The organism is Nostoc sp. JL34 (assembly GCF_017114945.1).
GTDB lineage: Bacteria > Cyanobacteriota > Cyanobacteriia > Cyanobacteriales > Nostocaceae > Nostoc.
The window spans coordinates 1-12,020 of record NZ_JABXKQ010000123.1 but is presented as its reverse complement, the minus strand read 5'-3'; the positions used below and the strand labels follow the sequence as shown (position 1 = coordinate 12,020).

Here is a 12,020-nt window from a genome sequence, read left to right as displayed (position 1 = left end):
TTCTACTACTTAACTTTTCGTTACATAGCTGTAAATTTTTCCGCCCACCTACTTATCATACAGCCATCTGATTAGTTTCTCTTAACTCAGGAGCAAAACGGAAATTACCAAATTCTCTAGTCAACCGAGCTATCATAGCAAAAAATTTTATTTTTTTCACGGAGTATTGCGCCTTGCTACCCGACGTTGCCATACTTTAGGTGCGATATCTGAAGGATAAGCTGTCCAGTTTATAATCGCTGATTGCAAACATTGCATATCTAGGGGATGCAAACAGTGGTACAGCTACCTATCAAAATAGTTAAAAGGGTGTAGTCTGTTATGTGTACTTGTTGCACAGAAGGTGATTTTAGCCTCAGCAAAAACAGACAATCAAGACAATCAATCTAAAGTACAGTTATTTCCCATCTAAAAAAATTTATGGTAGTTGCTCGTAAATCTGCTGTTTCTACAAGGGGTAATTGGTTCCGGCGAGATTCTATCTTTTCTTTAGGGAGGCGACGCTCTGCGCGTATGGAGTCAGTAGCACAAAGCGCTTCTACACCAGCTACCCAAGCCATACCAGTATCCTCTCAAAGACAACAACGGGCCTCGAAAAATCTAGCGGTTTCTCCCACAAATGAGGCAGTCATACCCAAATCGGTGAAAGAGTTGGGTAGACAACAAGTGTTAAATCTCAATCAGCAGTCTAGTGGTCACCAGAAAACTCCGGGGGTAGGTTTTCTTCGCCTTCCCACAATGCCTAATTCTGGAGCAGCACCTTTGTGGTTGCTGCGCTTGTATACCTTTCATCGTTATTCGACAGTTTTGGCGTTTTTATTAGTAGCATCGACACTTGCTGTTTATGGCTGGACGGTATATTCCCAAGAGGTTTGGGGTCAGTCATATCGCAGACTGCAAAAGCTCCAACGTCATGAGCGGCTGCTAACAACAACCAACGCGACGCTGACAAATAAAATGGCTGAGGAAGCAGAACAATCAACAGCAGGACTGGTATCGCCAACTCCTCAAGGGATGATTTTCTTGCCTCCAGCATCTCATAGTCCTAAACCAGCATCGTCTAACACAATGCCAAATTCCCAAACGCAACAGCAAACACTCTCACCACTGGGATACTAATCATAATTCGGAATTTGTCATGCCGCTCTCTATGAGACGCTGCGCGTAGCAAGCTTTAAGAGTAAGGGTACGCCCACTCGCTAATGTAATTCGTAATCGCAAAGATTGTGGTTCAAATAGATGAACAACGCTGTCATCTGAGTTTCCACCTCTTGCATCTGTAGCTTCATTTTGGAGAATTGGTAAAAGGCTAAGAGTCATTAGTCATTTGTCATTAGTGATTAGGACTCAGACTTGTGGCAAATGACAAAAGACAAATGACAAAGGACAAACCCAATGCAGAAGTCACCAAGCAGAACAAAATTCAGAAAGTTTCGCAATCCAGGATTCACAAAGCGAGAAAAGGGTTATAAACGAGGGCTTTTGGGAGAATTAGCCTCTAATATCCAAGAACAAACATCCAACACCAAGTCTCGACTGTTCATAGTCTGGGGCGTATTAATAGCATCAGGGTTGGGATTGGGTGTGAAATTGTATAACCTGCAAATTGTCAAGGGGCCAAAGTTAACAGAGCAGGCACGAAACCAGCAAATGGTGAATTTGCGACCTTTTATGCCCCGTCGCCCGGTGGTAGATCGCAATAGTAATCTGTTGGCAATTGACCGTCCTGTATATACTTTGTACGCTCATCCCAAGCTGTTTGATAAGTCTAATGAAGATATGGCAGAGCGACTTGCCCCAATATTGGCAAAAGATACTGCTGAATTAGTGAAAACTTTTCAAAGCAAGAGAAGCGGAATTATACTTGCCCCAGCCCTACCGGAAGAAATTGTCGATCGCGTCATCTCTTTGCGCTTAAATGGCTTAGAGTGGACTCAAAAATACTCCAGATTTTATCCGCCAGACGATTTGGTTGCTGATGTGGTGGGCTATGTGAATGTTGACCGCCGTGGTCAAGCTGGTGTGGAATACTCTCAAGAAAAGTTGCTAGAACGTCCTGTGCAAACGGTGCGGCTCAGTCGGTCGGGTAATGGGGTACTGATGCCGGATCATGCGCCTGAGGGTTTTTTGCATTTTGACGATTTGCGATTACAACTTACTATCGATAGCCGTCTGCAACGAATTGCCCGTGTTGCGCTCAAACAACAGATGGAGAAGTTTGACGCTAAACGTGGGGCGGTAATTGTCATGGATGCGTTGGATGGTTCCTTACTCGCCCTGGTTTCTCAGCCTACCTATAACCCTAATGAATACGGTAAAGCTGATATCTCGCTATTTAAAAACTGGACGGTGGCGGATCTTTATGAGCCGGGATCGACTTTTAAGCCTTTGAATGTAGCAATCGCTCTAGAAAATGGCGTCATCAAACCAGATGATATGTTTAATGACTCCGGTTCTATTCGGGTAGCTAATTACACCATCAAAAATGCGATGAATAATGGTAATGGGCGAATCAGCATCGCTCAGATTTTGCAATATTCCAGCAACATTGGGATGGTGCAGATTATCCAACGTTTAAAGCCTTCAATCTACTACAACTGGCTAGAACGCTTGGGGCTAGGACAAAAAGTTGATACAGATTTGCCTTTTGAAGTTGGCGGTCGGCTCAAAAGTCAAGAAGAATTTATCGCTTCCCCAATTGAACCAGCTACTACTTCCTTTGGACAAGGCTTTTCTATGACACCGTTACAGCTAGTGCAAATGCACGGCGCTTTAGCCAATGGCGGTAAATTGGTCACACCCCATGTAGTGCGGGGGCTGATTGATAGTAAAGGGCAGATGCATGATTCACCCAATCGCACCATCCCCCGCCAAATTTTCTCAGCTGCAACAGCCCAAAAGGTTGTGGAAATGATGGAAACTGTTGTTACTAACGGCAGCGGGAAGGCGGCACAAATTCCGGGATATCGCATTGCTGGTAAAACTGGTACAGCCCAAAAAGCTAGCCCCTCTGGCGGCTACATCAAGGGTGCTAGAATGACCAGTTTCGTGGCTATTTTGCCAGTGGAATCTCCTCGCTATGTAGTGTTTGCACTGGTGGATGAGCCAAAAGGAGAAAGTGCCTATGGTTCTACTGTCGCCGCACCAATTGTGAAGTCGGTGATCGATGCGCTGATTCCTCTTGAGGAGATTCCGCCAAGTAAGGCGAGTGAGCAACAGCCAGAAGCGCCGTAAGGAGTAGGGGCAGGCTGACAAGTGTAGGTTTGTTTAGATTTTGCATTTCGAGTGATGTGGGGAGAAATTTCAGAATGAAAAAATCAGCTTTTTCCAACTGAATTTAAAGCACCACTACTCGTTTCGGCTCCTGCTTCCAGTACTCCTCCAACGACAGTATTTGTACTTGAAATCTAAAATACCATTACCCGATCTCTAAACTGTGGAATGTCGGTTTAATAATGAATTATCTTGAGGGATAATACTGGGGATTCATAACTGGAGATTGATAACCGTTTGTGGGTACAGTATTACCCATACCGTTGGGTACAGGACTGACAACAGGAGGCTGATAAACGCTCATGGGCACAGTGCCGGTTGTACTGTTGGGTAAAGCAGGACTCGCAAGCTGGGGCTGATAACCGTTTGCGGGTATAGTGTTTGTGGTACTGTTGGGTGTGACAGCATTCTGGCTAAACTCTTGGTAGGCAGCCCGAGAAATTGAGCTAATCAACTTTTCGGCGCGAGGGTCGTTATTGGGGCGTTGCACCATGACAGCAGCTATGTAGCGCTTGCCAGTTGGAACAGCAATTAAACCTGCATCTGCCAACATTGTGCCGATATCACCCGTTTTGTGGTATATTCTTGCGCCTGTTCCCAAACCCGACGGTAGCAGAGTATCTTTCTGAGTGCGACGCAAGATATCGAGCATGAGATCGCGTGATGGCATACTTACTAAATTTCCCTGACTCACAATCGCCATCAAATTCCCTAGTTCCTTGGGACTAGTAGTGTTTGTCCCTTGCAAATCTGGGAGTTGATTACGAATTACTGTGGTTGTCAATCCCCAACTGCGAAAACGCTGGTTTAAAGCGTCTATGCCTCCCAGTCGGGCAATCAGCATATTTGTTGCCGTGTTGTCGCTGATTGTAATCATTTTAGTGACGACTTCCAGAGCAGCGGACTGGGTTCCGGCTGGTTTGTATTGTAGATCTCCCGAACCGCCAGCTACCACATCTTGTTGCATGGTCAGCATTTCATCGAGGCGAATTTTCCCTGCATCCACATCCTGAAAAAAGGCAATCAGAATCGGCACTTTAATTGTGCTAGCCGCCGGAAAACTGGTAGAGCCATTGACATCTACATAATTACCAGTATCTAAATCTACTAAGAAAACTCCGGGTGTGAGATTTGGGTTGGTGTCCGCCAAATTTTGCACGGCATTTTTCAAAGAGGTAATTTCCTGGGATAAATACAGACTCGAAGCTGCGGTTGGCGGAGTTTGAGTAGGTTGTGGCTGCGATCGCGCCACATTACTATTAGATGGCGACGCCGAATTTGTGCTGATGCGATTAGCTGGGTCTAATACTGACAACGCTGTGCCCACAATTGCACCCATCCCAACACCTACAATCAACAACCGCAAAACATACAACATAGTTTTGGCCATTGGCTTCAACCGCGTTTTCCGCGATGAGCGCCTACCCATTTTTGGCTTTTCCATTCGCACTGTTTTGACCATCACAGCACCTGGTCGGAAGGGAGGAATTTTTCCCTTCACACTAGGTATTGGTTTTACTGCCGCTGGCATGACCAACCCCGATTTTACCCTCCGTGTAGCACTAGGAGTTGGCGGAGGACTGATTTGATTTTTTGGGCGTGTTAGCGCCGCTTGTTGTCCATTCCCAGCTTGCTGCTGGCTGTTAGCTTTAACTTTCTTTTGTGCCACTTTTTGAACTTTTTGTGGCCGCTGGCGGCGATTTATGGGTTGACGCCGCGAGAAAGCTGTTAGTTCGTCACTTGATTCTGACACCGTTACTCCTTGTGACCGACTTGACTGTTTTCTTGCAGACTCCTGACCCAAAATTTAATCTCTAAGCAATATTAATACTCAAATTCCACTTTGCCACTAAGTAGCTATTTTTGTGTTTAGTTTAAGCTATGTCAAATATTTTGGGAGGATGATTGCGTACATATTAAACGAATAATTACAAGTTTTCACCATCCCTCTGGTTTTTAAGGGCCCATTCTACCTGCTGCAAAATTCCTCGGAGCATGGCTACCTCCCCAGTTTTTAGGTGAGCGCGATTATACAGTTGGCGAAATTTTCCCATGCGACTAGCTGCCGTATGCGGATACACATAACCAATTTTCAGTAATATTGATTCTAATTGCTGGTAGTATCCTTCCACAACATCTAAGGGTGCGAGTTCCGTTTGGGGTAAGGTCTGAGTATCAGGTTGCTGGGCACATTGTGACAATTCATAACAACAGATTGCCACGGCAGTAGCCAAATTCAGGGCTACATAATCCTGACTTGTGGGAATGCCAACAAACCGCTGTGCATAATTTAATTCTTCATTGCTTAATCCCCGGTCTTCCCTGCCAAAAATCAGTGCTGCGGGTTTTTCTGGTTCCTCCAGTAACCAGGGTAGTGCAGTGCGAGGATTTTCTAAAGGTGTTTCTAAACTGCGAACGCGACCAGTGGTAGCGATCGCCCGGACACATCCATGCAATGCTTCTGGTAAGGTTGCCACTATTACCGCAGATTCTATAATTTCTTGAGCGTGAACAGCCATCATCAAAGCTTCCGTCGATAGCGGATCGCATTGGGGGTTCACTAATACTAAATTATATAGCCCGAAATTTTTCATGACTCTGGCGATCGCGCCGATATTTATCGGCCCAGCTGGTTCTACCAACACAATTCTTAATCCAGCCAAGCCCATTTTTTGCCTCCTGCGATCGCACCAAATGATATTTTTAGGCCAATTCTCAGCATTGGGTGTCCTGCTGAAAAGTTTCCTTAACATCATTGTAACTTTGCAAGTAAATACCTACGGGAGGTCTGAACAAGTTACTAGGCGTAGATAATACCCCTCCCCAACTCTCTCCTTAGCAAGGCTACGGTGTACACACAAGTCTCTTGACATGCATTGACCTGCATCTTTGTTGCATTGACCTGCACCTTTGTTGCATTGACCTGCACCTTTGTTGCATCGACCTGCACCTTTGTTGCATTGACCTGCACCTTTGTTGCATCGACTTGCACCTTTGTTGCATTGACTTGCATCTTTGTTGCATTGACCCGCATCTTTGTTGCATTGACCCGCACCTTTGTTGCATCGACCTGCAAAAATTAACCTGCCCTACGTTACGCAGTAACTTTAAAAGATTTGTGTGTACACGGTAGCCTTGCCAAGGGAGGACGACGTAGGCGGGGATAATAATATATGCAGTTTTACAAAGAAACGGTATCAGGCGCATTTAAAATGGGCAGATCACACTTTTCTCCAAATTCTGATTAAATACCTTGTAGTATTGCCTGATTTCACTAAACAATGCCACGGGTAGCTCAAATGAAAAACTCCAGGAAAGTTTGGTTACGTAAAAGACTCAAAACTATTCTGATTTTCCTGTTGGTGCTGGGGCTATTGTTAGTGGGATTTGCCACCTACACTGTACGCCAATCCTTTCCGCAAGAGAGTGGCACAATTCAACTACCTGAACTGAAAGCCGAAGTAACTGTTCAGCGGGACAAATGGGGCATTCCCCATATTTATGCTGCCAACTCTCACGATTTATTCATGGCACAAGGTTACATCCACGCCCAAGACCGCTTTTGGCAAATGGATTTTTGGCGACACATTGGTTCTGGACGACTAGCAGAAATGTTTGGTTCATCTCAGGTTGACACCGATAAATATCTACGGACAATGGGTTGGGCGAGGGTGGCGCACCAAGAAATTCCCGAAATTAATGCAGAGATGAAGGCGTATCTGAAAGCATACGCCGATGGTGTCAACGCCTATCTGGCAGAGCATCAAGGCAGCGCTCTGAGTCTAGAATACGCTGTGCTTAAATTCCTCAATCCTGGGTATCAGCCAGAACCTTGGCAAATACTGCATTCTCTGACTTGGGGGAAGGTAATGGCTTACGACTTAGGCAGAAATTTCCAAAGCGAAATTGAACGTGCCATCCTGCTCAAAACCCTTAGCCCCACTCAAGTAGAGGAACTTTTTCCACCATACCCTCAAGACCTGCCAGTGATTTTGTCTGAATTACAGCAAGGAAAGGTAAAGGAAGGGGGAAACAATAATGTTGAAGTAATTATTGACTCTCCAGATGTATTACCTGCTTTAGAGTCAATTACTAAACCGATGATGGCTTTGGAACAACTCATCGGGCCCACTGGAATAGGTATTGGCTCTAATAACTGGGTGATATCTGGTCAACGGACGGCGACAGGTAAGCCAATTTTGGCGAATGATCCCCACTTAGGTGTGCAAATACCCTCTATCTGGTATGAGGTTGGTTTGCACTGCACACCAAAGAGCGCAGAATGTCCCTATAACGTTTCTGGTTTTTCCTTTGCAGGAATGGTTGGGGTAATTATCGGTCATAGCGATCGCATTGCCTGGGGTGTCACCAATGTACAATCTGATGTGATGGATTTATACATTGAGAAAATCAACCCAAAAAACCCCAATCAGTATGAGGTCAATGGCAAATGGGTTGATATGCAACTCGTGCAAGAGACGATTCAAGTGGCGGGGAGTCAGCCGATTGGGCAAACGGTACGCTACACCCGACATGGGCCCATTCTCTCTGATGTTTCGCCTAATCTGAAGCAATTCCAGCCCAGTCAGCCCCTAGAATTACCACAGAACTACGCCGTAGCCCTGCGCTGGACAGCCCTAGCACCTTCAAAACTAGGGTATGCCATTCCCCAAATTAATCGCGCCCAAAACTGGCAGGAATTCCGCACTGCTGCCAGCAATTATGATGTCCCGGCTCAAAATTTGGTCTACGCTGACATTGATGGCAATATTGGCTACCAAATGCCTGGTAAATTCCCCATCCGAGCGAAGGGAGATGGGCGTTATCCCGTTCCTGGTTGGACGGATGAATATGAATGGCAAGGCTATATTGACTTTGAGAAATTGCCCAAAAGTTTTAATCCACCTCAGGGTTATATTGCTACTGCCAATAATTTAGTTAACCGTGAATATCCTTATTTAATTACCGCAGATTGGGTTTATGGCTACCGAGCAAAGCGCATCGTTGAGATGATTTCACAACAAACACAGCCGATTTCTCTGAAGGATGTGCAGCGGATACAGGGTGACGATCGCAATCTGAATGCACAGACATTAGTACCAATACTGCAATCTATCACTGTTGAGACCCCCCGCTTACAAGCCGCCCAAAAACTTCTGCAAGATTGGAATTTGCAGTTAGGAATGACATCGCCTGCTGCTGCTTTGTTTGAAGTCTTCTGGAAACACTTGCTAGCAGATACGTTTCACGATCAGTTGCCTGAAAAGTACTTTCCTAATGGAGGCGATCGCTGGTATGCTGTGGTAGCAAATCTGGTCAAACAGCCCAATAGTTCTTGGTGGGATAATCGCAACACCCCAAAAGTTGAGAACCGCGACCAAATCCTCCGGCAATCCTTTGCAAAAGCCGTGGATGAACTAGAACGTATTCAAAGTAAAGACCAGAAAAACTGGAATTGGGGCAAGCTGCATACTGTTACTTTTCGTAATGCCACCTTGGGCAAATCTGGAGTTGCACCGATTGAAGCTTTATTTAATCGTGGTGCATTTGCTACGGCTGGTAATGGCGAAACAGTGAATGCTAACCGCTGGAGAGCAAACAAATCCTTTGAGGTGACTGATATTCCTTCACTGCGGATGATTGTAGATTTGGGAAATTTGGATAAATCAGTAGCGATTCACACCCCTGGACAATCAGGCCATGCTTTCCATAGCCACTACAACGATATGGTTGACCCCTGGCGCCAGATTGAATATCACCAGATGCTTTGGGAACAGAAGACTGTTGTAAATAATACTGCTACTACATTGAAGTTAGTTCCCAAATTGCGAAAGTAAAGGGTAAGCTGACTAAGCAATTTTAAATTTAGTTTATTAAGTAAAATTACATACACATTTGAGAAAAAATGAAGTATAAAGTAACAGGACAGAAAGAAAGTTAGAAACAGAAATCAAGATTTTTTTGAGAAAAACCTATTTTTGCTGAACATCCGTTTTCTGTACCAACTTGAGTGGAACATCGTTGGAGATAATAGAACCTATGCAATGCGTGTTTAAACGAAGTTTTATACTTTCAGCAACTACTGCGATCGCTTTATTATTTGCAGGTTGTGGCGAAAGTAAAGTTGCCCAATGTAACAAAGTCATAAAGGTTGCCAATCAGGCAGCTACTCTAGGTCAGGAATTCGGCAAAAATCCCAATCCGGCAAAAGGTTCTAAAGCTTTAACCGAACTTTCTGGTAAGATAGACCCACTTGCCCAAGAGATGAAAGCATTAGAACTTAAGGATGAAAAGTTACAAGGTTTCCAAGGGCGCTTTCTCACGCTCTATCAGAACATCAGCAAGGAATTGAATAATGCAGCAACAGCCATAGATAAAAAGAATATACCAGCAGCAAAGGGCTTTTTGGTATCTCTGCAAAAGAGTAGTAGCGAAGAAAGTTCAATAGTTAAGGAAATTAATAGCTACTGCTCTGGTAAATAACCAACTCTTGCTTCCACCTCTGCAATTATCAGTGCTGGATTGGGTAATACTGTGGGATTAATTACCGACAAGCGCTTTTCTGCCGATACTTATGGCACAATACGCTTGGGTTAGCGTCAAAAACCATAAATTGCGTAAGTTGGGTTGTAGCTTGCTTCCCTGTAGGAGTACGAAGTGAAACCCAACAAACCACCAAAAATGTTGGGTTACCCTACCGCAAGCAAGCTAGGTTTCTCAACCCAAGCGTATTGCGCTTTAGCCCCAAAAAACCATAAATTTAATGCCCAAATTTAGTCTAACCACGCCAGTAGGGTGCGTTACCAAAGCAGCTTCTAATTATTTGCGCCTACTTATTTAGTTAAATAGTTGGTCGATAACCACCAAAAACAGTAAAGCTAAAATTTTTGTACCAGCAATCCACATTTTGAAACCCAGCCGCTTCTAGCCAGCGAAGTTGAATATCAAGGGTTGCCATGCGATCGTATTCCATGCGTTTTTGTGCAGCTTTGAGATCCTCCTCTGAGATATTCTTAGCCCGGACAGAATCTAGCCAGTGTTGACGGTAAAGTTTTTCTAAATCAGGGGTTTTGCCGAAAACTTGATCGGCGTTGACAAATATCCCTCCAGGATTTAGAACATCATAAATCCGTTGATAAAGAAGTTCTTTGTCAATATCTGACAGATGATGAATCGATAAGGCAGAGATTATCAGGTTATATGAATTACCTAAATCAGTCTCAATGTAGTCACCAATTAAGATTTTGGGAGATTTGCCCATTTTGCTAAATCTCAACTTAGCTTTCTCTAACATTTCAGGGGCTAAGTCTAGCAAAGTGAACTCTGCATTAGGGAAGACAGACTGAACCATACCTGAGTAAAGTCCAGTACCAGCACCCAAATCTAGAACTTTAAGCGGTGCAGTGCAATCGCCTGGGATGATTTCAACGGCTGTTTTGTAAAAGTCATCAAAACAGGGAATTAGAATCCGACGTAAGTTATCGTAATCTCCTGCGGCAGAATTAAAAGCTTCTTGAATATTCATTTTTTAATCTTTAATAAAGGTAAAACTTTCTGTTTGAACAACTCAATTAAAGCTGGTTCCATATATTCATATTCATCTGGTATATCTAAACATATAATTCTTTTATCTTTCAGAAAAGGTTGAAAATTTTTTGATAGCTTATTTTTATGAGATTTTTCCATCACAAAGATCATATCAGCCCATTGAATAGCCTCCGTTGATAATGGTACTTCGGCATAGCGATCTAAACCTGCTGAGTCTGTTTCAAGCCCTTCATATTCAGAAAACACAGCCTCGGCGGTGGGACTTCGCAGTTTATTTTTACTACAGATAAATAAAAGTTTTTTCATTAAGAGTTTCTTGCCGATCTAACTCCAAAAACGGTTTAACAGTTTAGATAAACTACTTTATTTTGCGATCGCACCACAGACAATCCCAAAACTACGCCAATTATAAGCTATCGTATTTCTTCAACTTCAGAAAGTTGGACTATAGTGTGGTATTAGACAAATATAATTTTATTGCTGTATGTGTAATCCATGAACTATACCGCCTTCAGAATCAAATCTAGACTGAATGATAGAGAAAAATCTACTATCTCCTTTTTCAAAATGTCTGAAAATTGCGTAAGCGAGTATATCAGCAAGTTGAATTAGTCTCGAAGCTTTTGAGTCTAAAAATAAAGGCACTTCAGAAAAGTTTCTGATAACACCCCAGCTGTATCCAATAGTTCTAAAGTCAGTTGCTAAAGATTGAATTGTTGTCTCGTAAGTAGATTTGTCAAAAATTATGATACCTCTCTGTGTATTATCATTTTTGTGCAGCCTGATCAAATACCTATCAAACCTACTAGCCAGTTGTTCAAATGCAACTTCAACAGGGTCTTTTGGTGATACTATAGTCTTCTTGATCACACTTGCGAATAGTCGATTAGTCGGGTGTGACTGTAAGAAAACCTGCAAAATGTCTTCAATAGCTTTCTCTCTATCGCTCTTAGCATGGCTCCTCCACTTTCCTCTACCACTCAGCATTGGACTACCGTGCAATTCAACTGATACCGGATCAGCGGGATCAAATCTAGCAGCAATTTGGTCAAGCTGATCAGAAATCCAATATCCTTGACGCTCGAATACACAAAATCCAGCCAGTACAAAATATTGTTGATTTGAGTCGTGGGTAGTGCCAGACCATCAGTGAGAGGTTAGAGTGATTGCACTTTTGTCAAGAGGGTGCAGGGAAAGGA

10 protein-coding genes and 1 pseudogene are annotated in these 12,020 nt (G+C 43.7%); 4 read left to right on the top strand and 7 right to left on the bottom strand.

Annotated features, from left to right (window positions below; all coding sequences use genetic code 11):
- The first annotated feature begins 420 nt into the window (after positions 1-420).
- Complete coding sequence (locus tag HWQ44_RS21575) at positions 421-1,119, top strand: hypothetical protein (RefSeq protein WP_292722807.1); 699 nt, start codon at positions 421-423, stop codon at positions 1,117-1,119.
- Here the strand turns inward: HWQ44_RS21575 and HWQ44_RS21570 are convergent, their stop codons facing one another.
- The gene (locus HWQ44_RS21570; protein WP_292722804.1) at positions 1,120-1,320 is read right to left on the bottom strand and encodes a hypothetical protein; all 201 of its coding nucleotides are present in this window, start codon (positions 1,318-1,320) and stop codon (positions 1,120-1,122) included.
- 75 nt (positions 1,321-1,395) lie between these two features.
- Between HWQ44_RS21570 and HWQ44_RS21565 the strand changes: the two genes are divergently transcribed.
- Positions 1,396-3,234 (top strand): penicillin-binding protein 2, encoded by a 1,839-nt coding sequence (locus tag HWQ44_RS21565; protein WP_292722803.1) that lies wholly within the window; start codon positions 1,396-1,398, stop codon positions 3,232-3,234.
- A gap of 226 nt (positions 3,235-3,460) precedes the next feature.
- Here the strand turns inward: HWQ44_RS21565 and HWQ44_RS21560 are convergent, their stop codons facing one another.
- The 3 genes from HWQ44_RS21560 to HWQ44_RS21550 all read right to left on the bottom strand — a co-directional run bounded on the left by HWQ44_RS21560 (position 3,461) and on the right by HWQ44_RS21550 (position 6,349).
- Positions 3,461-5,026 carry a serine hydrolase gene (locus tag HWQ44_RS21560; protein ID WP_292722800.1) on the bottom strand — a complete coding sequence of 522 codons (1,566 nt, stop codon included), beginning with the start codon at positions 5,024-5,026 and terminating at the stop codon, positions 3,461-3,463.
- Between the two features lie 175 nt (positions 5,027-5,201).
- Complete coding sequence (locus tag HWQ44_RS21555; protein WP_292722810.1) at positions 5,202-5,942, bottom strand: RNA methyltransferase; 741 nt, start codon at positions 5,940-5,942, stop codon at positions 5,202-5,204.
- 131 nt (positions 5,943-6,073) lie between these two features.
- The gene (locus tag HWQ44_RS21550) at positions 6,074-6,349 is read right to left on the bottom strand and encodes a hypothetical protein (protein WP_292722798.1); all 276 of its coding nucleotides are present in this window, start codon (positions 6,347-6,349) and stop codon (positions 6,074-6,076) included.
- A gap of 223 nt (positions 6,350-6,572) precedes the next feature.
- On the opposite strand from HWQ44_RS21550, the gene HWQ44_RS21545 reads away from it, so the two are divergent.
- Positions 6,573-9,110 (top strand): penicillin acylase family protein, encoded by a 2,538-nt coding sequence (locus tag HWQ44_RS21545; protein WP_292722795.1) that lies wholly within the window; start codon positions 6,573-6,575, stop codon positions 9,108-9,110.
- 202 nt (positions 9,111-9,312) lie between these two features.
- Complete coding sequence (locus HWQ44_RS21540) at positions 9,313-9,756, top strand: hypothetical protein (protein WP_292722792.1); 444 nt, start codon at positions 9,313-9,315, stop codon at positions 9,754-9,756.
- Between the two features lie 358 nt (positions 9,757-10,114).
- Here HWQ44_RS21540 and HWQ44_RS21535 read toward each other — a convergent pair whose 3' ends face one another.
- The 3 genes and pseudogenes from HWQ44_RS21535 to HWQ44_RS21525 all read right to left on the bottom strand — a co-directional run.
- Positions 10,115-10,798, bottom strand: a complete 684-nt coding sequence (locus HWQ44_RS21535) for a class I SAM-dependent methyltransferase (protein ID WP_292722791.1) — start codon at positions 10,796-10,798, stop codon at positions 10,115-10,117.
- The gene (locus HWQ44_RS21530; RefSeq protein WP_292722787.1) at positions 10,795-11,127 is read right to left on the bottom strand and encodes a low molecular weight protein tyrosine phosphatase family protein; all 333 of its coding nucleotides are present in this window, start codon (positions 11,125-11,127) and stop codon (positions 10,795-10,797) included. The genes HWQ44_RS21535 and HWQ44_RS21530 overlap by 4 nt, the downstream gene beginning before the upstream one ends.
- Before the next feature lie 168 nt (positions 11,128-11,295).
- Positions 11,296-11,952 (bottom strand): annotated as a pseudogene (locus HWQ44_RS21525) (DUF3800 domain-containing protein); the annotation flags it as partial.
- Positions 11,953-12,020 lie beyond the last annotated feature (68 nt).